A 25,586-nucleotide genomic window follows, 5' to 3' on the forward strand; every position below is an offset into this window, starting at 1 on the left:
CGCCTAGGTTGTGCTAGCATTAAAATTCGTAGCTAACGGTACCTGTAATGTTGCGACCATCACCGATATACATGAAGGCGCCAGAACGGTAGGCTGCCGTCCAGTATTCTTCGTCAAACAAGTTTCCAATGTTAACACGGAAAGTTAGTGACTCTGAGTGATAGTAGTTGGCGAATAGATTAACCACTTGATAATCAGGAACTACGATAGAGTACTCTCCGGTTTCAGCGCTATAGCCAGCTGCAGTATCTGGTTGGCCGCCGTACATTTCTGACTGGTAGCTATAGTCTCCACCAAAGGCAAACTTCTCATTGGGCTGATAGCGCATTTGTATGTAGAAGCTTTCGTCTGCGAAGTTACTTAGCGCAAGACCGATGTTATCTTCGCTGTAAGACTCAAGAATCTCAGAATCCATAAATGCAGCAGACGCCTGAATGCTAAGCTTATCGGTAATATCACCGCTTAAGCCAAACTCAATACCTTCTACGCGGTTTTCACCTGTGTTTAATGTACCAAGCGTTGAGTATGCATCACCTACACTCTCGTGTACGTCGCTCTTAGTGATGCGGAATAGCGCTGCATTTGCGACAAGTTTTTCATTAAACAGCGACCATTTGGTGCCAAGTTCGATGTTTTCTACTTGCTCAGGGTCAGCTTGAGATGCTTGCTCGGGCGTACCACAAATACCGCCATAACCACAGTTAGCACCAAGATCTGATTCACCGCCGTTTATGTTGGTTGCCGTGCTATACGAAGCGTAGATGTTACCGTTTTCGGTCACATCGTACACTAGCCCTAAGTGACCGTTGTAGAGCTCATCTTCGAAGGCATACACTTGATCACCACCACGACCCGACGTCGCATTAGTATAGTCGTAGCTATCTACACGCAAGCCTGCGAAAACATTAAAGTTATCGGTCAGCTCAAAGGTGTCCATAACGTATAGTGAGTAAGTTTCAATGTCGAATAGTGCATCCACATCGCCACGGGTAAAGGCTTTGCCCATCAACGAACTAATGTTATCAACTTCATTGCCACTGCCATCTAGTAGGCAGTAACTTTCAGATACACCGCGACGACCGCCGGTTAAACAGTTTGACGGATTAGTGTAGTCCATATTGAACACGCCATTGTCTACCGATTCGTCGGTGTATTCAAAACCGAACACGAAACGGTGATCAATACCTGCAAAAGCCGTATCCCAGAATAGGTTAAACTGGGTAGTTACATAGTCAACTTCCTGCCAACCTTGGTGGTTGCTCAACGATAGTGTATAAGCACCTGGTGCAGTAGGGTCGGTTGCGTCACGGTTAGTGCCGCGCATTCCCGTGGTAATGTATTCGTTCTCTGTCTTACCTACACGGGTGGCGTTATAAAAACGCACGTTGTCACTGATATCGTACTCAGTACGTAAAGTGAATGTAGTCACTTCGGAGTTCTGAAAGTCTTCGTCTTGTGCATATACAGGGATATCTTCAAGCGGGTAGCCCGCATCCCTGTCGTAATAGCTACCTAAATCAGGAATGTCTTCAGCGTTTAGGTAATAAATATCCCCGGTAAATGACAAGCGGTCAGTAGGCTGATTCACGTAAGAAAGCTGAACCCCTTCACGGTCACGCTCAATACCTTCACGACCTGGCTTATCTTCAGATGAATACAGGCCGTTTAAGCGCACCGCGCTGCTTTCAGTAAGCGTTTTGTTCAAATCCACGGTTACACGCTTATGCTCGTCTGTACCAACTGCGGCATCAACACGGCCAAAGTTATAAGCGGTAGACGCTTTTTTGGTGATAGAGTTAACCGCACCACCTGAAGAGCCACGACCGGCAAAGGTTGAGCTAGGACCTTTGGTAATTTCAACGCGTTCGGTTGCGAAGCTTTCACGGGTTGTCATACCTGGGTCGCGAAGACCATCAACGAATACATCACTGCGCGCTTCGTGACCACGAATAATATAGCGGTCACCAAAAGCATTACCATTCTCACCCGTACCTAAAGTTACGCCTGCCTGTGCCTGCAGTATGTCTTTTAAGTCTGTTCTTCCGCTTTCTTGAATTTGGTCTTGAGTAAGAACGCTAATGGTTTGTGGTGTATCAACAAGGTCTGCTAAGCGACGAGGATCGCCAGATTTATTGTAGCGGTAGATGGATTGCTGTACGCCGTGAATTTTAATCAGTTCTATTGCTTCATCAGATACGGCTTCACATTCAGCAGACGTTGCATCGCTACACGTTTCTATCTCTTCCTGGGCTATTGCCGCGCCACTACCGAATGCCAAAGCTGCGGCAATGGTCTGGGCGCCCATAGTTAATTTAGTGTTTTTCATCCTGTTTCCCTTGAGTGTGTGTAAGGAGGACGAAGTCTATTTAATAAAAATGGATATGTAAACATAAATGATAAACATTCTCATTTGATTTGTTTTTAAAGTGTTTTAATAAATGCTTAATGCTTTATGTTGGTGGATATGGGAAATGTTACCAGCACAACCACACCAGATGCATCTTCTCTATCGTTCAGCGATAGTCGGCCTTTGTGGAACCGGGCGATCATATTTGCAATATACAATCCAAGACCAAGATGTGGAGATTGTGCAGCACTTTGCAGGTCTTTCTCTTCTCTTACCGATACCATGGACTGAGTAAGCTGGTTCTTCATCCCTTTAGGAAGCAACGGCCCCGGATTACTTACAGACAACGTCACCGATTTGTTGAGCCTTTCCAACTGAATAACAATTTCATCGCCTTGCTGGCTGAAATCGACGGCGTTTGAAACAATTTTATCGAAAAGTTGGGCAATGAGCTCAGGAGCGCCATCAATCAATAAACTATTGTCCGTTGATATGAATGTCCATTTTCTTAGCGAGTAAGTGTGCTGATAGCCCTCTACACATCCTTCGATGACTTTCACTAGATTGAAGGTTACTAAGTCTTCTTGCTCAATTGCCTGCTCTAATCGCGTGGCTTCACTCATACTGTTTAAGATAGTACTTAGGCGGTTTACGCCCGACTGAGCCCTTTCAACAAATACTGTCTGTTGATCAGCATCGTGCACGTGAGACAGCATATCTAGTGACGACTTTACTACGGCAATGGGTGTCCTAAGTTCGTGAGATAAGCGGGATGCCATGTTTTCTAAATAGGAGTTGTACTGCTGTAACCGTGAAAGCACATCCGCAAATGAACGGGATAAATCACCAATTTCATCACGCTGATTTGAAACCGGAAGGGTGCCAATGATTTTGCCATTATCATCTATCACCGCTTCGGTGTTATCGCGAAGGGAGCGAATGCGGTTTGAAATTCGCGTAGCGAACAGCAGTAATCCTAATGTACCGATAGTCATTACTGCCAAAATAACGTGAAAGAGCTGTTCTAACGCCCGGTTCCGCAACGTACGAATACCATTGGTGGTTTGCTCTACAATAACCGCACCCATTACGTTGCCTTCAATAAAAATAGGGTAGGCAGCGGAAAGTACTATGGCTTTGTTATCGGGTGACAAACGCCATAGTGAATCGGGTTGGCCATTCAGCGCAGTGCCTAAATCCTGCCCTACCAATGCATAAGCATCGTCTAGCTCGTCAATAAAGTCGGCCGGTGGCCGCGTAAGAATCTGATAATAAAGTGGAAGTAACCACTCACTCTCAACCCAGTGCCAAATTGCATTTGTAGAGGTTTCTTTTTCATCTACTTCAATGCCAGTGGCCGATTGAATGTCACCAGCGCGGGCGAGTACGCGTTTGTGCTTATCTACTACCCACACCCGTGAATCAGCATATTTTAACCCAGACAGTATGCGTTCAATTTCGGGGGACGGTGTGATTACAGTGCCCAACTCAGAGAGCTCTTTTGTATTCGCCGTGCCTAACGCGTACTGCTTCAATCGACTTTCATTGTCGTCTATATCGACAAGTGTAAATGCTAAGCCGCCTGTGGTCATAGATAGCGGAAAGCGCAGTTCAATGTTGTAGCCCGTGGCAGTCTCTTGCCATCTGCCCTGAATAGAGAGCGCGTTCTCTACCGCCCGTGTCGTCGTTGTGTTGTCCGCGAGCTTGTATGCATTTACCCAGCCACTCTCATAAGGGGCAACAACATACCTAGCTAATTCTCCCTGTGGAGTTTCCATGCCCACAAGTAAGTGGTCGCCTGTCTCCACGCTTAAACTATTGGGTTGCCGCCAGAGCAGCATGTCATCACTGACTTCAAACATGGCATACAGAAATTGACCGTAGCGCCCCACCATATGCTTGAACGATAAACTGGTGGGTTCACCTGCATAACCATTGTAGTACTCAATAACTTCGCCACTGCCATACTCACTCATTAACTCGCTGACTTGCTGCCAGTCGTTAAGCTCGCCATCCAGTCGAATGGGGGACGGGATAGGCGGAGCGTAAAGATCTGTTCCAGGGCGCACGTCTTGAAGATACGCCGATTGGCTATCAAATAAAGCGGGGCGTTCGTGAAGGGCAGTGGCAACAGCTCGCGCCGTGCCAATCATGGTTTGCTCTTGACCGTTTCGCAGATACTGTTCTAACTCCCACACATAGTTATAACCTAAGTAGGGTATGGTGAATAAGAACAGCGACAGCACCATAAGCTGCAGACGAATAGAAAAGCGAAATCCCATGTTTGTAGTCGGTTGCCCTTATCATTTAATCAGATGAAACGTGGTCTTGGTCGAAAGCCAGCTACAGCTGCCAGCGATACCCCATGCCGTACACGGTGTCGATATGATCGAAGTTTGAGTCTAGCTGCACAAACTTCTTGCGCATACGTTTGATATGCGAAGTAATGGTGGTGTCATCTACCACCATTCTAGATTCATCCATAAGCTGTTGGCGGCTTTTCACATGACCTGGACGCTTAATGAGCGCATGTAACATCCAAAACTCTGTGACCGTCAACAATACGGGCTGGTTTTGCCAGCTTACCGTCATTCTCGATACATCTACTTTTAAGTCACCTACTTTTAGCTCATCTTTTTGCTCTGTGGGGGCAGCAAGTAAGTCTGTACGCCTGAACAAGGCTGCAATGCGTGCTAGCAAGTGAGCCATGCTGATATCTTTAGTCAGGTAATCATCGGCGCCCATTCTAAGGCCGCTGATAGTATCTACGTCGTTATCTCGTGCAGTAAAAAAGATGATAGGTAGGGTTTGTGATAGGCCTCGCAGTTGCTGACACAGCATAAAGCCCCCCTCAATTTCATCTTTCAAACCAATATCGATAATGGCTAAGTCGGGTAGGGTGTGGTTAAACGCTTCAGCAGCAGAAGGCCTGTCCTCATAGGCATTCACGCTATAGCCCTGCGCTTTAAGCGCCATAATGTAGTTTTCGCGAATGGCCGCGTCATCTTCCACTAATGCAATTGTCTTTGGCATACATTAACCCGCAAATATAATTCTGATACAGCGAACACTATACCTATGAATGACAGCTGTTGCCTAAGTTCGGCATAAAATCCTCAAGCCTGCCTCATTTACGCCATATTTGAGAGAGGCCATCGTGAAATTTTAGCTGGTATAACATTGAGAAACGCGACTTTAAATAAGACTCTGCGCACTTCTCTACATGCTGATTGTACAGGCATTTTAAATCACCACTACATTTCCACAATTGCGCGCTTTTTTCGCCATGTATACCGCGTTAAATAGCAGTTGTCTGTCGAGTTCAGTGTGTAGCTGCAAAGTACACCAAGCGAGCATGGCAGGTTGTACTGTTTCTCCATCTTTTATTGAAAGTTAAGCGTGAAACAGTGCCGTGGAAGTGGTAAGGCTGAACTTCTACGTAAACCTTTACAGACTGCTATTAAGCTACCCTTTGCGCTGCGTACTACCCCAACGGTACGCGGCGCTTTTTTATAAGGGTTGAAAAAAGCTGTTTCCGCTCTCATTTACAACTGTGTAAAGCAACCACTAAACGCGAGTTTATTCATTTAATAGCATGAACTAGGTTACACTTCGTTGGCTATATATTGTTAGCGCAAGATAGCAACATCTCACTCAAGTTGGTTAGGGCGTGCTGACCTTTGGTTTGCATCAAAGGTCAACACGTCTTAGTGGTCACACTCTCACTACGGGCAAATCATGAAAGCGTTAGACATTAAAGGGTTAACCAAAACCTACAAAGGTGGCGTACAGGCTTTAAAAGGCGTCGACCTCACAGTTCAAGAAGGGGACTTCTTTGCATTACTTGGTCCTAATGGGGCGGGTAAATCTACCACTATTGGTATTATCAGCTCACTTGTTAACCAAACTACTGGCAGCGTTTCGGTATTTGGATATGACCTCACAACGCAAAAAGAGCAGGCTAAAGCCTGCATTGGACTGGTGCCACAAGAGTTCAACTTCAACCAGTTTGAAACCGTACTGCAAATTGTATTGAATCAGGCGGGTTACTACGGCGTACCGCGCAGTATTGCGAAAGAGCGCGCTAAAAAATACCTTGCTCAGCTTGACCTGTGGGAAAAACGCGATGCCCGCGCCCGTGAGCTATCGGGCGGTATGAAGCGAAGACTCATGATTGCCCGAGCACTTATGCATGAACCGAAATTGCTTATTTTAGATGAGCCAACCGCGGGCGTAGATATTGAAATTCGCCGCTCTATGTGGGGGTTCTTAGAAGAGATTAATCGTCAGGGGATAACCATTATCCTCACTACCCACTATCTTGAAGAAGCAGAAATGCTGTGTCGCAATATCGCCATTATCAACAAGGGCACCATTGTCGAGAACACCAGCATGAAAGCTTTATTGTCTAAATTAAGCCTAGAAACCTTCGTATTGGATATCAAAATTCCAGAGGGCATGACGACGACAGATGACCTACTAACGGGCTTTGAACACCGTTTGATTGACGACCATACCCTTGAAGTTGATGTTGAGAAAACGGAAGGATTGAACCCGGTTTTCACCCAGCTAAGTGAAAAGAGTATTCAAGTAATGAGCATGCGCAATAAATCAAATCGCCTTGAAGAGCTATTTGTGCGTTTAGTTGAATCAGCGAAGCAAGCTGGCTAAACCCACAGCAGGTAAAGGTGAAAAACATGAAAACTGAAAGTACACAAATGAACACAGAAGAAAACGTGGGTTGGTTTAAGCAAAACTATGTGGCGCTAACCACCATTTGGATAAAAGAATGCACGCGCTTTTTGCGCATATGGGTACAAACTCTGGTGCCGCCAGCTATTACCATGAGTTTGTACTTCGTGATATTCGGTAGCCTCATCGGTAACCGTATTGGCGAAATGGGTGGCTTTACTTACATGGAATTTATTGTGCCCGGCCTCATTATGATGTCGGTGATCACAAACTCCTACGCCAACGTGTCATCTTCATTTTTCAGCGCAAAGTTCCAGCGCAATATTGAAGAGCTATTGGTGTCACCTGTGCCCACGTCGGTTATCATTTTGGGATATGTGGGCGGTGGTGTAGCCCGCGCCATACTTATAGGTATTATCGTTACCTTGGTGTCGTTGTTTTTTGTTGATGTTCAAATACACAATTTGGGCATTATTGCGCTCACGTTGTTACTTACTTCTACCTTGTTTGCGACTGCAGGCTTAATTAATGCGGTGTTTGCGAAGACCTTTGATGATATCAGCGTGGTCCCAACGTTTGTATTAACACCGTTAACTTACTTAGGTGGCGTGTTTTATTCACTTACCTTATTGCCTGAATTCTGGCAGTGGGTGAGCAAGGCGAACCCTGTTGTGTATATGGTCAACGGGTTTCGTTATGGGTTCTTAGGCGTATCTGACGTTAACGTGACACTTTCGCTTACTTTGTTAGTGGGCTTTAATGCACTGCTATTTGGCGTGGCGTACTACCTACTTAAAACTGGTAAAGGTATTCGTAGCTAATGGCCAGCGGTAATTCGAGAGAAATCACCACGTCGCAGGTGGGTATTCACGATAAGTTAGACGACTTAGTGAAAAAGTACCAAGCGAGTGAAAACAAGCGACCCATTAGCGACCATACTCAGGCTGCTTTTGACGATGTTAGTGCCTGGCTTGATGGCTTTAGCGACGCTAGTAGCGAGATTATTCTAGATTCTTGCTGCGGCGTTGGCGAAAGTACGGCAAATATTGCAAGAGCAAACCCCAATGCGCGTGTTATCGGTATTGATAAGTCGGCGCTACGGGTAGATAAGCATGAACATTACAGCGCACAGCAAAACAACTATCGGGTTGTTCGTGCCGATGTAAATGACTTTTGGCGCTTAGTAAAGCAGTCTAATTGGAACGTGACTCAGCACTTTCTGCTGTATCCCAACCCCTATCCTAAAAAGACGCAGGTTCAAAAGCGCTGGCACGGTAGTGCGGCCATGGTGGACCTGATGGCGGTCACCCCTAATATTGAGGTGCGTAGCAACTGGCTTATTTATTTAATGGAATTTGCACAAGCGGCAAAACACTATGGCATGGTGTCTGATTTATCTGAAGTCACTGGTGATGATCACATGACGCCGTTTGAGCGAAAGTACCGAGGGAGCGGTCAATCGTGCTGGCAGCTTAACTGCCGTAGCGAAGAAAGCTGAGTCTGCTATAGCAGCAAGAAATACTGAAAGCTGATAAAAGTGGGGTGAGATGAAAATCTCGCCCCGTTTGTTATTCAAATTCGTATAATTCGCTTGTTAATGGCGCGCAGTGGCACTTCGCACATTCGCCATGGGCGGACTAAACACATATCCCTGTGCATAACGAATGGGCAGGCGTTTTACGCGTTCTAGATGCGCCTCATCTTCTACGTGCTCGGCAATAGTGCTTACTCCATGGCGTTCACATAGCGACAGCAGATAGTCTACATATTCCCTCACTGCCTCTTGTTCGTCATAATGTTTAATTAGCCCGCCAGCGAGCTTAATCCCCCGAACCGGCAAGTTCATAAGCGCTCGTATGTTACCTGGGCATGATCCAACGTTATCGATGAAAACGCCCAGCCCCACATGCATGCTTTTTTCGATAAATGCGGTAAGGCTTTTCGGATTGGATAGGGCAGTAGAAGCACTCACTTCTATACTTACACGCTCCGGCGTGGGGTAGCTTGCTAAATGGGTGATGAGGGTATTAGTAAGCTCAATATTGTGCAGGTCATTGGCAGTTATATTGATGTTCCAAGGGATATTAACGTCGTGAAAATAGCTGGCACATTGCACAAACATGCTCGCTGCAAGCGTATTTACATGTTGCTCTCGCTCTATAAGATAAAGAAACTCACTGGGAAGAAAAGTCTTATCTCCTCGAGTAATAAGACGTGCCAGGCACTCATATCGCCACACACCGTGGCTGTTTAAATCAACAATGGGTTGAAAATAAGGAACAATATCTTCTATGGAGAAATCCTCGGATATTTCGCGAATGGGCATAAACCGACCTCCTTGCAATAATGTATCTAATAGTGACTGATACGTCGCTGACACCTGCACTTAACAGCTATAGCAGACTGCACATCCGCACTATTCATAAATTAAATATAGTTGAGAGTGCAAAGTTTTGCGGTACTAATTTGAAAGAAGTCTGGAGTTAGGCTCAGGCTTGCGACGCTGAGCCAATAGGGTTCTTACACAACCCCATAAATTATAAGAAATTGACTAACTAGTCTGAATGTTTCACATATGACAACGAATTGGCGGTGTCTGCCCCTTGGCGAGCATTACAATCTGATGTAAAGTGCGACACCCTGAAAGTATTGTGATAAGTTTTCAGGTTTGGCAACGAATGGACCGCGTCAACACGCAATAGCCCTGCCGATGTGCCGTTAAAGGATACATTGGTTAAATAGCTGCACCAGTTGCAAAATAACTGCGTTGCAAGCTAGTTGGCTAGAAGGAAAAGTAAGTGTCAGGCCGGTGTCCTACAAAACCGCCTGTTGATTTCGCCCAATAAACGTAAGCGAAATGTGTGATTGTTTTAAGTATGAGGTGTGTTGAGTGGGTGAAGCACAAGTTAGTTTAGAGCACCTGTTTAGGGTCTTTACCAAGCCTGAACACAAAGACTCAAAGCTGGCTCAAATAGAGCAGCATTTATCTGACAATATCTTAGATTTTTTGTCGCAGCACGTCGTGACAAAAAAGACGTCGTTAGAAGAAATTGAAAAAGACTTTTCAGACTCCAAGGTGCCTGAGTCACCCGAGTTTGTGTCTACTCATGCTGAAAGCTTGTTAGACAAGCTTGTTGCGCATTCAGTTAATACTTACTCGCCTACCTTTATTGGTCACATGACCTCAGCGCTGCCCTATTTCCATTTGCCGCTTTCTAAGTTAATGGTCGGGCTTAATCAGAATCTGGTTAAGATTGAAACATCTAAAGCGTTCACACCACTAGAGCGTCAAGTGCTGGGTATGATGCACAACCTTGTGTACGACCAGCCTCAGGATTTTTATGATGAGCACTTGCACAGTGCCGCGCATTCTTTAGGCGCTTTTTGCTCTGGCGGAACCATTGCTAACATCACCGCATTATGGGTGGCACGCAACAAACTACTTGGCCCGCAAAAAGGTTTTTCAGGTGTGGCTAAAGCAGGTCTTGCCGCAGCCTATCGCCATTACAATATTAATAATTTAGGCGTGATGTGCAGCAAGCGCGGCCATTATTCGCTCTCAAAGGCTGTGGATGTCCTGGGGTTAGGTCGCGAGCAGTTGTTAACTGTACCAGCGCCAAAACAAACTCTTGACCCATCAAAAGCGCTTCGCATTGGTAAGCGTTATCAAGAGGAAGGCAATAAGCTTCTAGCGATTGTAGGGGTAGGTGGCACCACTGAAACAGGGCACGTAGACCCGCTAGACGAGCTTGCTGACGTAGCCAAAGAGTTAGGCTGCTGGTTCCACGTGGACGCGGCTTGGGGCGGTGCTACGCTATTCTCAGCGCGTTATCGCGACAGACTAAAGGGAATAGAACGCGCAGACTCAGTGACTATCGATGCGCATAAGCAAATGTACGTGCCTATGGGCGCGGGCATGGCGCTTTTCAAAGACCCACAAAATGCTAACGCTGTGAGACATCATGCCCAATATATTTTGCGTGCAGGCTCTAAAGACTTAGGGGCTACCACGCTGGAAGGCTCCCGAAACGGTATGGCCATGATGGTGTATTCGGCGCTGCATATATTCGGTCGAAAAGGGTATGAATTGCTTATTGATCGCAGCATCGATAAAGCCAAAGACTTTGCGCAGATGATTGATAAAGCTCAAGACTTTGAATTGACGACCACACCTATTCTGTCACTGTTGACCTATCGCGTTTGTCCCGCTGAAGTGCAGGAAAAGCTGAAGCATGTGAATGTTAAAACCCGCAATGCTATTAATGAAAAGGTTGATGCCCTTGTTGTTGCCGTACAAAAGCAGCAGCGTGAAGCAGGTAAGTCATTTGTATCTCGTACTCGCCTTGAAGCGCCAGATTATCCTTCCCAGTGTATTACTGTGTTTCGCGTGGTGTTAGCGAACCCACTTACTAGCCATAACGATTTGGCCACGATTTTGGCTGAGCAGCACTTAATCGCGAAAGAAACACAGGCGTGGAAAGAACTCATGGATTTTGTTCGCGAAGCAGATACCGTTGCTTTATAGGTGTTAGCTTTTCAAGTGTTAGTCTTTTAGACGCTAACGAAAAAGCTAACTTCTCAGAACGAACAAATAAAAAAACGCCCAATGCGGGCTCTGTTTAAGAGTAATGCATTGGGCGTTTTTTCGTTTATAAGTGGCTTTCGCTTAACGTCGCGTAATTTGCATATTATCAATTAAGCGCGTCTTACCCATAAACATAGCAACCAGCAAAACTAACTCTTTATCGCTATTGCTTGCCGGTTCAAAGGTAGCGGCGTTAACCACCTGACAGTAGTCTTTCTTAAAGCCTTTTGCTTCAAGGTTAGCAACCATGATATTTTCAAGCTCAGCAAAGTTAGTATTACCATTTTCAATGCTCGCTTTAATACGCTGCATCTCTTCAAAAATAGCACTTGCTGTGTCTTTTTCTGCGTCTGTCAGGTAGCCATTTCTAGAACTCATTGCCAAACCTGACGATTCGCGCTCAGTAGGCACGCCATGAACTTTTACCGCCATCGACAAGTCGCGCGCCAAAGCGCGAATAACTTGTAGCTGCTGGAAGTCTTTTTCACCAAAGAAGGCATCGTCTGGCTGCACCATGTTAAACAGTTTGGTCACCACGGTAGCGACGCCGCGAAAATGGCCGGGGCGACTTGCCCCACAATGAGAGTCGGAAATGCCAGGCACTTCAACGAATGTCTGCGCGTCCAGCCCTGCTGGATACATTTCTGAAACGCTAGGAAGAAACACGGCGTCAGCACCCACAGAAATAAGCTTAGCTTTGTCTTCTTCAATGGTGCGTGGGTAAGCGTCTAAATCTTCGTTCGCGCCAAACTGCATGGGGTTAACAAAAATGCTAACCACGACTTTGTCGTTGTGCGCTTTCGCTTTTTTAACTAGTTTGAGATGACCATCGTGCAGGTTGCCCATAGTGGGGACAAAGCCTACGGTTACACCATTTCGACGCCACGTATTTACGGTGTCGCGCAATGCCGAAATATTATCAATCACCTTCATAATTTACCTCGTTACTCGAAGCTGTGCTCTGCCGATGGAAACGCACCGTTTTGCACATCATCAATGTATTTCGATACTGCTTTACGCATATCGCCGGTTTCTACAAGATAGTTCTTGGAGAACTTAGGCATGTAGTTGGCGCTTATACCAAACATATCATGCATCACTAGAATTTGGCCGTCGGTATCTTTCCCTGCCCCAATACCAATAACTGGTATAGTCAGTGCTTCGCTGACTGCTTTCCCTAATGATGACGGGACGCACTCAAGTACCAGTAACTGAATACCGGCTTCTTCTAATGCCTTTGCTTCACTAAGCAGCTTTTCTGCCTGGCTTGCTTCACGACCTTGTACTTTAAACCCACCGAATACGTGAACTGACTGGGGCGTTAAGCCTAAGTGGCCACATACAGGTACGCCGCGCAGGTTTAAGCCTTTGATGGTATCGCACAACCAGCTTCCGCCTTCCATCTTAACCATACTTGCACCTGCAGCCATAAGCTTTGCTGCATTGGCGTAGGTTTGCTCAGGAGTGGCGTAAGACATAAACGGCATATCGGCTAATACAAAGGCGCGTTCAGTGCCGCGACGCACACTTTTCGTGTGGTAGGCAATGTCATCGATGGTGACAGGAAGGGTGTCGTCCTCACCTTGAAGAACCATGCCTAAAGAGTCGCCAATAAGAAGGGCGTCTACGCCTTGTTCATCAAACATTTTGGCGAAGCTGGCGTCGTAAGCGGTTAAAGAGGTGATCTTTTCCCCAGCCTGCTTTTTCTTAAGCAAGCCAGATACTGTTACTTTCTTCATGACATGTCTCAGATTGATATTGTTGATATCGTGTGGCGAACTATACGGATTTTGTTGCTAATTGGAAGTCTCGCAGGCGACTAAGTCCGTCTAGCGAGCAGTTAGCAACCCACGCTGAAATAGGCTTACCATCGTGCATTACCATATTGGGGGCAATTTCAAAGAGAGGTACCATAACGAACTCTCGCTCTGCCATACCATAGTGAGGAATAATCAGGTCTGCAGTATCGATAGTTTCACTGCCGTATAGCAATATATCTAAGTCCAACGTGCGCGGGCCCCAGCGCTCACCTTTGCGCTCGCGGCCTTCTTCTAGCTCGATGCGCTGAAGGTGTTTTAATAGTCCGTGAGGTTTAAGCGAGGTTTCTATTAGACATACTGCATTAATATAGTCAGGCTGGTCTTGCGGCCCCATCGGCTTACTGGAATAAAGCGAAGAGGTTTTAAGTACGCGAGTATCTTCTAATTGGTTAACGGCATCAAACGCACGCTGCGCTTTTTCTTGGCTATTGCCAAGGTTACTACCTACGCCAATGTAAACGTGCTCTTTATGCATCAGGACCTCGTTTCGCTGCTGGTTTACGCTTGCGCTTACGCGGGGCACCTTTTGGTCCGCCTTCACTTTTGCGAAGGGCGTTGAGCATGCCTTTTTGCTTACCGTTGTCAGCGTGTTGGAAGTGTGTCCACCACTGGGCTAACTCAAGTAGATCGCCACCTTCAATTTGGCCGCGGGCAAGCAAAAAGTCATAGCCTGCTCTAAATTTAGGGTGCGTGAGCAATTGAAACGCGCGACGACCAAAGCGTTTAGGAAGACGTTGCTGTAAAATCCATATGTCCCGTACCACGGTAGAGAAGCGTTTAGGGATCATAATACGTTGTGTTTGACGTGCGATAACCTCGCCTGACGCAATATTAAAGGCATCGTGAGCATTTAAGCCAGACTCGCTTTGTAAGCGTTGTGACTCTTCTTCAACCGGATACCAGAGTAGCGCGGCGTAGAGGAACGCGGGTGTTACACGCTGGTCGCTATTAATGCGCTCGTCGGTATTGGCAAGTACGCGACGTACAAACTGCATTTCTCGGCTGTTTTCATCTTTTAAAAACGGCGTAAGCTGAGGGAATAAAGGCTCGATTAAGCCGTATTCATGCAGCATTAAGAAGGTTTCTTCTCCCTTACCCGATAAAAACAGTTTAAGGGTTTCTTCAAACAAGCGTGCAGGTGGAATGTTCTGTAAAAGGTTGGCCAAAGACTTAATCGGAGCAGAGGTTTTCGCTTCAATACGCATACCAAGCTTAACGGCAAAGCGCACCGCTCGTAGCATGCGTACCGGATCTTCACGATAGCGTGTTTCCGGGTCGCCAATAAGCTCAACTTCTCGTTTTTCTATGGCGGCTAAGCCATTAGCGAAGTCTTTTACCGTAAAGTCTGCCACGCTGTAATACATGGCGTTAAAGGTAAAGTCACGGCGCTCAGCATCTTCTTCAATGGTGCCAAATACGTTATCGCGTACTAACTGCCCATGAGCGTCACGTTTTGCAACAGCTTTGCCCTTGGGAAGGTTTTCGTCTTCGTCAGTCTCTTGGTGGTGACCACGGAACGTGGCTACTTCAATGATTTCGCGGCCAAATACAATGTGGGCCAAGCGAAAGCGCCTGCCTATAAGGCGGCAGTTTCTGAACAAGCCTTTAATTTGTTCAGGTGTGGCGTTCGTCACCACGTCAAAATCTTTTGGTTCGTGACCCATCAAAATGTCGCGTACACAGCCTCCTACCAAATAAGATTCGAAGCCAGCTCCATTAAGGCGATACATTACTTTCAATGCATTTGCGCTTACATCTTCGCGAGAAATGCCGTGTTCTCCACGGGTCATAGTCCTAGGCTTCAAAGCGTTAGAGGACGAGCTCTCTTTTGAAAAAGCGCGCTTAACAGATTTAAAAACACGATGAATGATGATGGTATCTCCGCAGACTTTAAAGGTTAGCTATAATAAGTGGATTCATGCTGTGGAACAATAATTTCGGGTGTTTTCACTACTTTTTTCCTATCCCACATAGAAATAGCCGTCTTAAGCGTTGAATCAATATCACCAAATTCTGACGCATTTGGAAAGGAAAAGCCCAAAAAGTGCATCACACGCACGAGATTATCTAACGCTGTTTCGTTTTTAACCGGCGCTGCACGGTTTTGTTTACTTAGTTTTCTGCCTGGTGCCACGGCAGCGACCGGCACGTGACCGTATTCAGGAGTAGTGTAATCCAGCGTGTGGTATACCGCGCGCTGTAATGGCGTGACATCAATTAAATCACAGCCTCTAATGACATGGTTAACCTGTTGAAATACGTCATCTAAAATGACCACAAGGTTATACGAAAATAAGCCATCTCGTCGTTTCAGTACAACGTCTTCCGCTAGCAATTCAGTGCTTGAATTAGACGGCATAACTTTACCCATAAGCACGTCATTAAAGGGTTCAAGTTGTGAATCTACCTTCAAACGAACGGCACATTCTCGTGTGGCTGAGCACAACGATTTGTTACGACAGTGGCCGTTATAAACACCGCCCATGGCTTTAATCTGCTTACGTGTGCAGGTACAGAAATAGGCTTTTTCTTGTGTAAGTAAGTCATCGAGAACCGCTTGATAGCGGGCATGTTGTTGGCTTTGATAGATGACGTCGCCGTCCCAATGCAGACCGTGGGCCTCTAACGTAGTGAGTATGTCTTTATCGACACCTGCAATACAGCGCGGCTCGTCTATATCTTCCATGCGAAGCAGCCATTTTCCGCTATGGCTTTTAGCATCCAGGTAGCTGGCAACAGCGGTAACTAGCGAACCGAAATGGAGTTGACCGGATGGAGAGGGAGCAAAACGCCCTACATAGTGGTTATGCATAATAAAGGCTTAACAAAAAGCCCCATCTTTTCGGGATGAGGCTTTCTATATCAACGTAATCGAGGCTAGTAACTTAACCTTGAAGTTGTTTTTCTTTGATTTCAGCCATAGTCTTACAGTCGATACATAAATCTGCTGTAGGACGCGCTTCTAAGCGACGGATACCAATTTCGATACCACATGAATCGCAGAAGCCAAAATCGTCTTCTTCAATTCGCTTAAGCGTTTTTTCAATTTTCTTTATTAGCTTACGCTCACGGTCACGTGTACGTAACTCAAGGCTGAATTCTTCTTCTTGAGCTGCACGGTCTACAGGATCAGGGAAGTTTGCTGCTTCATCCTTCATGTGCGTTACTGTACGGTCAACTTCTTCGCGAAGTTGGTTGCGCCAAGCTTTAAGCAATAGACGGAAGTGCTCCATTTGGGGCTCGCCCATATACTCTTCGTCAGCTTTTGGCTCGTACGGCTGTAAACCTGCCAGCGCTAATAGTCCTAGGGATTTTGTTTCTTTTCCTGTTGGCATCTGCCACATCTCCTACACTACGACATCCATCTTGTCCTGATTGGACCGATATCTATATCAGACTCGACAACTTCAGGCAATCAATCGTGTCTATGTAATTATTATGCTGGTGTATTGCTTTCATAAATTAGCCAGGCGTTTTTCATTTATCCAGCTGGCTACCAGCAAACGCATTAGTGCGTTCTCCCACTAAAACAAGGCGCAAATATGAAGGCGAAATGAAAAAAATCAACCTATTTTTTATAAATTTAAAGGGAGTGTTTGATTTAATAGGATTTTTTGTTCGTCTATTATACAGCTTGCCGCCAAAATCGTTACACCAGCGTTTGCGGCAATCTTTACGCTTTCTGCATAAGTTGGATCAATATGCTCAGCCACTTGTACACTTTTGATGGCGGTGTGTTGTACGCAAAATAATAGACTGGTTTTTATACCACTGTCAGATAAACGAGCAAGTTCTAAACAGTGTTTCGCGCCGCGTTGAGTGACTGCGTCGGGGAAGAACCCTTTGGTTTCATCAGCTAAGGTGACGGATTTAACTTCCATATACTCAGTAACACTCTGATGTTCAGCGTTTTTTCGTGTTAATGCAAAGTCGAACCGGCTATTGGCGGTTGGCGGTGTTACTTCTGCTTTCCAATCTGTGAGGTCTGAAAATTCGCTTAGCACCTTGTTATCTAGCGCTTCCGCCACCAGTTTATTAGCATTGTGCGTATTAATGCCGATGAAATGACCATCAAAGGTTTGGGCTAGCTCCCATGTATACTTGAGTTTTCGATTTGGGTTGGTGGACTCACTTAAAAAGACAGTGTATCCAGGAACAGCACAGCCAGTCATAGCGCCAGTATTAGGGCAATGTGCAGTTACAATAGTGCCGTCGTCTAACTCAACATCGGCAAGAAATCGCTTGTACCTTTTTATAAGGGTGCCGCGTAATAAGGAAGGTGAAAACTTCATGTGTCGCCTTTTTTAGAATGTAGGTGAAAACACGTTAGTGTGTTTCGCTAGTTGGCATGTGTGCTTTTGAACGAGCACTTATAGCTTATGCGGTTAGTGAACAACAAGCGCAGTAAACAAGGCGCCAAAGAGTAACAAACATTTGTGCAAGCGCAAAAAGCGCTTTGCAATAATATAACGATGTAATAAGGAATAAAACGCGATGGCAGAATTTACCGTTAGCCTTTCTAGAAACAGTGCTGAGGCAGTGTGGGGCGAGAGTGCTAAGCTTTCTTTCACTGAGTCAGGTGCAGTTATTCATCTACCTGACGACAAGCTTAATGAGCGTTTAATTCAGCAAGCGGCAAGAAAGCTAGATGGCTTAAGCCTGCCAGCAGTCACGCTAAGCGGCGATTGGCACAAAGAGCAGCAGTGGGCTTTTGCACTTAGCTTCACGCGTGCGCGCAAGCCAGCGTCAATAAAATGGGCCGAAACGGCTGACAAAGAAGCGCTAGAGCAAGAATATGCGGCGTTACTATTTACCCGTCAGCTGGTAAACGAAACACCTGAAGACTTAAGCCCTGAAACCTTGGCAACCCGAGCAGCACAGTGGCTTAAATCAGTGGGTGGTGACAAGGTCACTTACTCAATGACGGTAGGTGAAGATCTTAAAGAGCAGGGCTGGATTGGCATTTATAATGTGGGCCGCGGTAGTGAACGTCCGCCTGCAATGCTGGTACTTGATTACAACCCAACAGGTAATACGGATGCGCCGGTTGATGCCGTGCTAGTTGGCAAAGGTATCACGTTCGACAGCGGTGGCTACAGCATTAAATCTAGCGAAGGCATGTTAGATATGAAGTGTGACATGGGTGGCGCAGCGACTGTAACAGGGGCATTAGGGCTATCTATTTCTCAAGGCAGTGAAAAGCGTATTCAGCTTATTTTGTGCTGTGCAGAAAACCTTATTAGCGGTCACGCTTATAAGTTGGGTGATGTGCTTACCTATAAAAATGGGGTAACCGTTGAAGTTGTTAATACCGATGCTGAAGGGCGTTTAGTGCTGGCTGATGGTTTGATGGCGGCAACAGAGACGGGCGCACCGCTAATTATTGATGCAGCAACACTAACCGGTGCTGCAGTGGTTGCACTGGGTTCTGACTACCATGGCGTATTCTCGTTAGATGATAATGCCCGCGAACAAATGCTTAAAGCAGCAAAGGCAGAAAACGAACGTTTTTGGCCGCTACCACTTGAAGATTTCCACGCAGAGCGCTGTCCATCGGCGTTCGCAGATACAGCAAACAGTCGCCCGATGAAAGGTGGCGGTGGTGGCGGTGCATCAAACGCTGCGGGCTTCTTATCACGCTTTGTTAAGCCAGAAGGCTGGGTACATTTGGATTTAGCCGCTGCTTACCATGGCGGGGCAACATCTGAAATGCCGGTAGGGGCAACAGCGAAAGGTATTCGCTCAATCGCTAGAATGTTAAAAGACTTTAGTGCTTAAATAAAAACAGCGTTCGACGGTGCCAATGACTGTCGAACGCTATTTTATCGTAAATTAGATCCCACCCAAGCGTTCGGCCAGGGTTTTATAGCGTTCAACGTCGCCGCTATCGAAAAGTGGATTACCGTCAGTATCTTTGTCTTTTGATACTAATAGGCTTTCACGTTCAAGGCGCTCTACGCGTACCTCTTGAACGCCTAAAAAAGCAGCCACTTCTTTAACTGTCATCAAACTCATTGTAATTTTTCCTATTTTGATTGTTATTGTTCTGTATTAACAAGGCCTTTGCTTTGGGCAAAGCAGAAAATTTTTTACCATTACATCAAAAGTGCAATGGTTAAGACATTACCTAAAAGGCGAATAAATTGCCAAGCAACAGGAGCAGCCCAAGCGGTTGGGCTTCGCGCAGCGTCGACAAGAGACTTGTCGATATTAGCGTTTCACGCTGTCACTCTGTGTTGCTATCCATTCTTTTAGTTAAGCGCATTTTTGCTTTTTTTCGAGTCTTTTTCACAATTCTTTGACTGTTATAGGTGTCGGTTTACCCTTCTTTATTTAAAACATACGCTCAGCAACCATAAAGAATAGCGACAGAATGTTAAAAGATGTTTTTAACTCTTCCCGCTTGGTTTACCATTGCGCGCCAAAACCATCTATCAGCATGAATCTTGAGTTAAACTCTGAGGTTTATGCTTAAATTAAGCGTAAATGCTTCTTCGGAGACAGAAATAAATGGATACTTGGTCCGCTGCCGTCATGCTTTTTCTGATCATGGACCCTCTCGGTAACCTGCCGGTTTTCATGTCGGTACTTAAATCGATTGAGCCAAAACGACGTCAGTTTATCCTTATCCGAGAGTTGTTATTTGCACTTGGTATCTTATTTTTATTCCTATTTAGTGGTCAATCGGTACTCAACTTTTTAAATGTTGAGCAGGAAACTGTGAGTATTGCTGGGGGGATAATTTTATTTCTTATTGCGTTGAAGATGATATTTCCATCGTCTGGTAATCCAAGTGGTCTTGCCGTGGGAGAAGAGCCTTTCTTAGTGCCACTAGCCATTCCTATGATTGCAGGGCCTTCAACACTAGCAGCCTTAATTTTACTTGCCAATCAAGCGCCAGACAGGATGGTTGACTGGTCAATTGCGCTTGCTGCGTCGTGGTCAATCAGCGCAGTGATCTTATTATTCTCAAATGTATTCCATAAAATTTTAGGGGAGCGTGGCCTAGTTGCGATGGAGCGATTAATGGGTATGATCCTCGTTATGATCGCTATCCAAATGCTTCTTGATGGCGTTACCCAATATTTCATGCATGCCACTGGAGCCCTTTAAATGGCAAAGCAAAAACTTAATACCTTTGGGCGTGTTCGCGCCTTAGAAGGCTGGAAAGCCGTAGCATTCGGTGCGGCCTTACTAGAACGAATGTTGCCCAACTATACGCTTTTTTGCGAATTAACAGAAAGCGGTGACGTAAGCGCTTTACGTAACTGCTTGAATTTAGTTTGGGAAACCTTGAAGTCACCCAAGAGCAAATTCAACATTGCGGTACAGCTTGAGAAAGTTGAAGTGGCTACACCTGATACTAGTGAGCATGACAACTACGGTGTTTACCCCGCCATTGATGCGGCGATTGGGTTAGCTGGCCTTCTCAACTTGATGGCGGGAGACGATCCGCAAGGTGCTGTGGTCATCAGCAAGTTATCGCAAGGCAGCGTAGAAGCCTATTTGCTAGAAAGCGAAGAAGCCGATGACGAGACTGTAAAAGGGCATCCGCTGATGGAGTTTGAAGTTGAGGTACAAAACGAATTGCTTGATTATGTAGAGCAAGCCAAATACCCAGCGAAAGCGGCAGATGAAATGAAAGCACTTGCCTTGGAAGCGGGAATCTCCAATATTGGTCTTGAGCTTTAATGACAACGCAACATGGTCTTGCTTAGGTAAAACGAGCAACAAAACCTTAGCTTCTATGCTCAAAAAAGCCGTGTACTTATTTAAAGGTCACGGCTTATCTCTACTCAATTGAGGCTCTTCAATCGCTATCAATCAACATATCTCAATTAACATATAGCGCAGCGCGCTAGTTTGTTTGTCTTTAATAATTTGCCAATGGGCGGGGAGAGCGGGTGTTGTTAGCGCACTTTCGTGCTCCAAATACACCACGCTACCACTATGAACAAGTTTGTTATCTACTAGCGCATCCAGCGTAGGTGCTACCAATGATTTCGCAAAAGGCGGATCGACAAATACAATATCGTAGGGCGCTTGATTGATGCCTTTTAAAATACCTAGTGCGTCCCCTTGGTGAACGGTTGCTGACGCCAGTTCACTTGCTTTTAATAAGGTAAGATTACTTTTAAGCTGGTTTGCTGCCTGTTTATCCAGCTCTATAAAATCACAATGTGCTGCATAGCGAGACAGAGCTTCTAAACCTAGCCCACCAGAGCCTGCAAATACATCTAAGCAGCGTGCATCGTTTATGTACGGCATTAACCAGTTAAACAAGGTTTCTTTGTTTCTGTCTGTGGTTGGTCTTAACCCTTCTGCATTGAGCACGGGTAACTTTCTACCACGCCATTGGCCACCGATAATGCGTATTTGCCCAAGACTATTTGTGCTTTGGATTTTCCCTGATTTTTTCCCTTTTTGGGATGAATAAGGTTTTTTTGCAGAAGATGGTGCCCGAGTAGGGCGAGAAACTCGCTTCATAGTGGCTGACAATGGTATCATGCGTTCATACATTAGGCGGCAAGTGTAGCCGAAATTGCTAAGAATTTATAAGGATTTGTCCTAACGATGTCGAAACTTTTTGGCTGGTTCAGTAAGAACAAAAAAGCAGATAAACAAAAAGCCCAAGCGGAAGAAGAAGCTCGCTTACAGGCAGAAGCTGAAGCGCAGGCGAAAGCTAAAGCGGAAGAAGAGGCCCGCGCAAAGGCGGAGGCTGAAGCAAAGGCGAAGGCGCAAGCGGAAGAAGAAGCGCGCTTACAGGCAGAAGCTGAAGCGCAGGCGAAAGCTAAAGCGGAAGAAGAGGCTCGCGCAAAGGCAGAGGCTGAAGCAAAGGCGAAGGCGCAAGCGGAAGAAGAAGCCCGCGCTAAGGCAGAAGCTGAAGCACAGGCTAAAGCGCAAGCGGAAGAAGAAGCCCGCGCTAAGGCAGAAGCTGAAGCGCAGGCGAAAGCCCAAGCGGAAGAAGAGGCTCGCGTAAAGGCAGAAGCCGAAGCACAGGCTAAAGCCCAAGCGGAAGAAGAGGCTCGCCTACAGGCAGAAGCTGAATCACAGGCTAAAGCCCAAGCGGAAGAAGAGGTTCGCGCAAAGGCAGAAGCTGAAGCACAGGCTAAAGCGCAAGCGGAAGAAGAGGCGCGCGCAAAGGCAGAAGCTGAAGCACAGGCTAAAGCGCAAGCGGAAGAAGAGGCGCGCGCAAAGGCAGAAGCTGAAGCACAGGCTAAGGCCCAAGCGGAAGAAGAAGCCCGCGCTAAGGCAGAAGCTGAAGCACAGGCGAAGGCCCAAGCGGAAGAAGAAGCCCGCGCTAAGGCAGAGGCTGAAGCCCAGGCGAAAGCCCATGCGGAAGAAAAGGCTCGCTTAAAGGCAGAGGCTGAAGCACAGGCCAAAGCCCAGGCGGAAGAAGAGGCTCGCGTAAAGGCAGAAGCCGAAGCACAGGCTAAAGCGCAAGCGGAAGAAAAGCCAAAAGAGAAAAAGTCACTATTCGCACGCTTAAAAGCAAGCCTATCTCGCACAAAAGAGAATTTGGGCAGCGGCATCGTTAGCCTATTTAAAGGCAAAACCATTGACGATGAGCTGTACGAGGATCTTGAAACACAGCTTTTAGTGGCCGACGTGGGCATGGATACCACTCAGAAAATTATTGACCACTTGACTGATAGTGCGTCTCGTAAAGATCTTAAAGACGCGGAAGCCTTGCTGGACATCATGAAGCAGCAAATGTCGGGCATGTTGTCTCAAGTGAATCAGCCTCTTTCTGAAGTCATGAAAGCGCACGATTCAAGTGAAGGCCCGTTTGTTATCTTAATGGTTGGCGTAAATGGTGTAGGTAAAACCACCACTATTGGTAAGTTGGCTAAGCAGTTCCAGCAAGAAGGTAAGAAAGTGATGCTTGCTGCGGGTGATACGTTTAGAGCTGCTGCCGTTGAACAGCTTCAAGTATGGGGCGAACGCAATGACATTCCCGTTATCGCACAGCACACAGGCGCGGACAGTGCCTCGGTACTTTACGATGCGCTAGAAGCGGCCAAATCGCGGGGCACAGATATTCTTATTGCTGACACCGCAGGGCGTTTGCAGAACAAGAACAACTTGATGGAAGAGCTTAAGAAAGTGGTTCGTGTAATGAAAAAGATCAACCCGAACGCGCCTCACGAAGTCATGCTTACATTAGACGCTGGAACTGGGCAAAACGCGATTAGCCAAGCTAAGTTATTTAACGAAGCCGTAGGCTTAACGGGTATTACCCTTACCAAATTAGACGGTACAGCAAAAGGCGGTGTTATATTCTCTATTGCCGATAAGTTTAAAATTCCTATAAGGTATATAGGTGTCGGCGAAAGTATCGATGACTTACGCCAGTTCGACGGACAAGAATTTATTGACGCATTGTTTAGTGAAATGGACACACCTGAAAGCTAAAACCAGCAAAGCGGTAGGGAAAAATAATGATAAAGTTTGAGCAGGTAAGCAAAACCTATCCAGGCGGGCAACGCGCGCTTAGTAAGGTTAATTTTCATATTGCCCCGGGTGAAATGGCCTTTTTAACAGGGCACTCGGGTGCAGGAAAAAGTACGCTACTTAAACTTATCAGCCTAATGGAGCGCCCTACAGTAGGGCGCGTTCTTATTAATGGCCACGACCTTAACGCTATTACCCGTCGAGACATCGCTTACATTCGACGCGATATCGGGATGATCTTCCAAAGTCACCAGCTGTTAATGGATAAATCGGTTTTTGATAACGTGGCGTTACCTCTTGTCATTGAAGGGTACACCCATAAAGAAATTCGCAAGCGTGTAGAAGCCGCCCTTGAAATGGTGGGGCTTAGAGACAAAGCCCGTTGCTTACCCATTACGTTGTCTGGTGGTGAGCAACAACGGGTGGGTATTGCGCGAGCGGTAGTGAATAAACCGCCCTTACTGCTAGCCGATGAGCCAACCGGTAACCTCGACCCTAAACTTTCAATGGAAATTATCCGCTTGTTCGAAGATTTTAACCAAGCGGGAGTATCGGTGCTTATAGCAACTCACGACTTAGGGTTAATTGCTCGTATGCGCTATCGCACGCTCACTCTTAAAAACGGGCAAATGATTACTGATGGCCTAACCGACGATGTAAGTGACGCGGGTTCAGGTAATGGCGAAGGAGAGTGGTCGTGAGCATTTTATTTAAAGGTCGCGCCCAAGGCGCATCTTCAGCAAAAGTAGGCATGGTACAAACTATTATCATGTTCTTTGTTAGCCATGTGCGACAAGCTTTGTCTAGCCTTGGAGAACTTTGGCGACAGCCTTTAGCCTCGTTAATGACAATTGGTGTATTGGGTTTAAGTATAACTTTGCCGAGCACACTTTATATCATGGTAAAAAATACGGAGAAAATTACCGCGGGCTGGGATCAGGCATCGGAAATTTCCCTTTTTCTAAAGCCTAATATTAATGCAGCAAGCTCTCAGCAGCTGGTGGCTAGATTAAATACCTGGTCTGAGATAGATAGCGTAGTTTACATTCCTGCCGACGATGCACTTAAAGAGTTTCAACACTTGTCTGGACTTGGAGATGCTATTGCGTATTTGGAGAAAAATCCGCTACCAGATGTTGTACTTGTAACGCCTAACGAAAAGCATGCGTCACCTACAGCGGCTAAGGCGCTCTTAGACAAACTGCGTCAGCAACGAGAGGTAGACGTTGGCAAACTTGATATTGAATGGCTAGAGCGTTTGTATGCGGTTATTGATATCGCGAGGGATCTCGTCACCTTAATTGGCCTACTTTTGTTTATTGCTGTGGTACTCATCATCGGAAACACTATCCGCTTAAACATTCTAAATAAGTACGATGAAATTGTAGTAATGAAGCTGGTGGGAGCTACCGATGCGTTTATTCATCGCCCTTTCCTATATACAGGCTTCTGGTATGGCTTATTGGGTGGTTTAATGGCGTGGTTTGCTGTAATTATCATTCTTTGGTGGATGGATAGCAGCATAACGACGTTTGCCGCTATGTATCAAAAAGATTTCAATATTACTGGCCTAACCGGTTCGGCACTACTCATTATGCTTGGGCTGTCTGTTTTGCTTGGATTACTCGGTTCGCTTATCTCTGTGCAGCGTCACGTGAGAGAGATAGAGCCTCAATAAGCAGCGCAA

23 protein-coding genes are annotated in these 25,586 nt (G+C 46.1%); 10 read left to right on the forward strand and 13 right to left on the reverse strand.

From position 1 onward, the window contains the following. Window positions 1-19 precede the first annotated feature (19 nt). The 3 genes from ACXAGV_RS05550 to pdsR form a co-directional block, all read right to left on the reverse strand. On the reverse strand, window positions 20-2,326 hold the full coding sequence (locus ACXAGV_RS05550) for a TonB-dependent receptor (RefSeq protein WP_474872397.1): 2,307 nt from the start codon (window positions 2,324-2,326) through the stop codon (window positions 20-22). 116 nt (window positions 2,327-2,442) lie between these two features. Further along, the gene (gene pdsS / locus ACXAGV_RS05555; protein WP_474872398.1) at window positions 2,443-4,629 is read right to left on the reverse strand and encodes a proteobacterial dedicated sortase system histidine kinase; all 2,187 of its coding nucleotides are present in this window, start codon (window positions 4,627-4,629) and stop codon (window positions 2,443-2,445) included. 61 nt (window positions 4,630-4,690) lie between these two features. Next, window positions 4,691-5,380 carry a proteobacterial dedicated sortase system response regulator gene (gene pdsR / locus ACXAGV_RS05560; RefSeq protein ID WP_474872399.1) on the reverse strand — a complete coding sequence of 230 codons (690 nt, stop codon included), beginning with the start codon at window positions 5,378-5,380 and terminating at the stop codon, window positions 4,691-4,693. A 705-nt stretch (window positions 5,381-6,085) separates the two neighbouring features. On the opposite strand from pdsR, the gene ACXAGV_RS05565 reads away from it, so the two are divergent. From ACXAGV_RS05565 to trmB, 3 genes are read left to right on the forward strand one after another with little or no spacing between them, the layout of a single operon-like run. Then, window positions 6,086-7,018 carry an ABC transporter ATP-binding protein gene (locus tag ACXAGV_RS05565; RefSeq protein WP_474872400.1) on the forward strand — a complete coding sequence of 311 codons (933 nt, stop codon included), beginning with the start codon at window positions 6,086-6,088 and terminating at the stop codon, window positions 7,016-7,018. A 26-nt stretch (window positions 7,019-7,044) separates the two neighbouring features. After that, window positions 7,045-7,860, forward strand: coding sequence for an ABC transporter permease (locus tag ACXAGV_RS05570; RefSeq protein ID WP_202941330.1), 816 nt, complete (start codon window positions 7,045-7,047; stop codon window positions 7,858-7,860). Beyond that, window positions 7,860-8,537: a tRNA (guanine(46)-N(7))-methyltransferase TrmB gene (gene trmB, locus ACXAGV_RS05575; protein ID WP_474872401.1), complete on the forward strand. Its 678-nt coding sequence runs from the start codon at window positions 7,860-7,862 to the stop codon at window positions 8,535-8,537. Before ACXAGV_RS05570 ends, trmB begins: the two co-directional genes overlap by 1 nt. Before the next feature lie 96 nt (window positions 8,538-8,633). Here the strand turns inward: trmB and ACXAGV_RS05580 are convergent, their stop codons facing one another. Then, window positions 8,634-9,365, reverse strand: coding sequence for an EAL domain-containing protein (locus tag ACXAGV_RS05580; RefSeq protein WP_474872402.1), 732 nt, complete (start codon window positions 9,363-9,365; stop codon window positions 8,634-8,636). Between the two features lie 564 nt (window positions 9,366-9,929). On the opposite strand from ACXAGV_RS05580, the gene panP reads away from it, so the two are divergent. Further along, window positions 9,930-11,564, forward strand: coding sequence for a pyridoxal-dependent aspartate 1-decarboxylase PanP (gene panP, locus ACXAGV_RS05585; protein WP_474872403.1), 1,635 nt, complete (start codon window positions 9,930-9,932; stop codon window positions 11,562-11,564). 141 nt (window positions 11,565-11,705) lie between these two features. Here the strand turns inward: panP and panC are convergent, their stop codons facing one another. From panC to sfsA, 7 genes are all read right to left on the reverse strand, one after another. Continuing rightward, entirely contained in the window at window positions 11,706-12,557 is an 852-nt protein-coding gene (panC, locus tag ACXAGV_RS05590) for a pantoate--beta-alanine ligase (RefSeq protein ID WP_474872404.1), read from the reverse strand. 11 nt (window positions 12,558-12,568) lie between these two features. Beyond that, window positions 12,569-13,363 carry a 3-methyl-2-oxobutanoate hydroxymethyltransferase gene (panB, locus tag ACXAGV_RS05595; protein ID WP_474872405.1) on the reverse strand — a complete coding sequence of 265 codons (795 nt, stop codon included), beginning with the start codon at window positions 13,361-13,363 and terminating at the stop codon, window positions 12,569-12,571. A gap of 40 nt (window positions 13,364-13,403) precedes the next feature. Further along, a complete protein-coding gene (gene folK / locus ACXAGV_RS05600; RefSeq protein WP_474872406.1) occupies window positions 13,404-13,919 on the reverse strand; it encodes a 2-amino-4-hydroxy-6-hydroxymethyldihydropteridine diphosphokinase in 516 nt (171 codons plus the stop codon). Continuing rightward, window positions 13,912-15,234: a polynucleotide adenylyltransferase PcnB gene (gene pcnB, locus ACXAGV_RS05605; RefSeq protein WP_474872407.1), complete on the reverse strand. Its 1,323-nt coding sequence runs from the start codon at window positions 15,232-15,234 to the stop codon at window positions 13,912-13,914. Before pcnB ends, folK begins: the two co-directional genes overlap by 8 nt. A gap of 107 nt (window positions 15,235-15,341) precedes the next feature. Beyond that, window positions 15,342-16,256 (reverse strand): tRNA glutamyl-Q(34) synthetase GluQRS, encoded by a 915-nt coding sequence (gluQRS, locus tag ACXAGV_RS05610; protein WP_474872408.1) that lies wholly within the window; start codon window positions 16,254-16,256, stop codon window positions 15,342-15,344. Between the two features lie 73 nt (window positions 16,257-16,329). After that, entirely contained in the window at window positions 16,330-16,779 is a 450-nt protein-coding gene (gene dksA / locus ACXAGV_RS05615) for an RNA polymerase-binding protein DksA (protein ID WP_025257553.1), read from the reverse strand. 240 nt (window positions 16,780-17,019) lie between these two features. Then, on the reverse strand, window positions 17,020-17,736 hold the full coding sequence (sfsA, locus tag ACXAGV_RS05620; RefSeq protein ID WP_474872409.1) for a DNA/RNA nuclease SfsA: 717 nt from the start codon (window positions 17,734-17,736) through the stop codon (window positions 17,020-17,022). A gap of 202 nt (window positions 17,737-17,938) precedes the next feature. On the opposite strand from sfsA, the gene pepB reads away from it, so the two are divergent. Continuing rightward, window positions 17,939-19,222 (forward strand): aminopeptidase PepB, encoded by a 1,284-nt coding sequence (pepB, locus tag ACXAGV_RS05625; protein ID WP_474872410.1) that lies wholly within the window; start codon window positions 17,939-17,941, stop codon window positions 19,220-19,222. Between the two features lie 54 nt (window positions 19,223-19,276). Here pepB and ACXAGV_RS05630 read toward each other — a convergent pair whose 3' ends face one another. Further along, window positions 19,277-19,459 (reverse strand): hypothetical protein, encoded by a 183-nt coding sequence (locus ACXAGV_RS05630; RefSeq protein WP_014950994.1) that lies wholly within the window; start codon window positions 19,457-19,459, stop codon window positions 19,277-19,279. Window positions 19,460-19,954: 495 nt separating this feature from the next. Between ACXAGV_RS05630 and ACXAGV_RS05635 the strand changes: the two genes are divergently transcribed. Further along, window positions 19,955-20,557, forward strand: coding sequence for a YhgN family NAAT transporter (locus ACXAGV_RS05635; RefSeq protein WP_474872411.1), 603 nt, complete (start codon window positions 19,955-19,957; stop codon window positions 20,555-20,557). After that, a complete protein-coding gene (locus tag ACXAGV_RS05640) occupies window positions 20,558-21,136 on the forward strand; it encodes a YjaG family protein (protein ID WP_474872412.1) in 579 nt (192 codons plus the stop codon). Window positions 21,137-21,268: 132 nt separating this feature from the next. On the opposite strand, the gene rsmD is transcribed toward ACXAGV_RS05640, so the two are convergent. Further along, on the reverse strand, window positions 21,269-21,952 hold the full coding sequence (rsmD, locus tag ACXAGV_RS05645) for a 16S rRNA (guanine(966)-N(2))-methyltransferase RsmD (protein ID WP_474872413.1): 684 nt from the start codon (window positions 21,950-21,952) through the stop codon (window positions 21,269-21,271). A gap of 66 nt (window positions 21,953-22,018) precedes the next feature. On the opposite strand from rsmD, the gene ftsY reads away from it, so the two are divergent. From ftsY to ftsX, 3 genes are read left to right on the forward strand one after another with little or no spacing between them, the layout of a single operon-like run. After that, the gene (gene ftsY, locus ACXAGV_RS05650) at window positions 22,019-23,860 is read left to right on the forward strand and encodes a signal recognition particle-docking protein FtsY (RefSeq protein WP_474872414.1); all 1,842 of its coding nucleotides are present in this window, start codon (window positions 22,019-22,021) and stop codon (window positions 23,858-23,860) included. A 26-nt stretch (window positions 23,861-23,886) separates the two neighbouring features. Next, window positions 23,887-24,600: a cell division ATP-binding protein FtsE gene (gene ftsE, locus ACXAGV_RS05655; RefSeq protein WP_474872415.1), complete on the forward strand. Its 714-nt coding sequence runs from the start codon at window positions 23,887-23,889 to the stop codon at window positions 24,598-24,600. Continuing rightward, window positions 24,597-25,577, forward strand: a complete 981-nt coding sequence (ftsX, locus tag ACXAGV_RS05660) for a permease-like cell division protein FtsX (RefSeq protein WP_474872416.1) — start codon at window positions 24,597-24,599, stop codon at window positions 25,575-25,577. The genes ftsE and ftsX overlap by 4 nt, the downstream gene beginning before the upstream one ends. Window positions 25,578-25,586: the final 9 nt, after the last annotated feature.

The organism is Alteromonas sp. ABH4_453 (assembly GCF_056160665.1).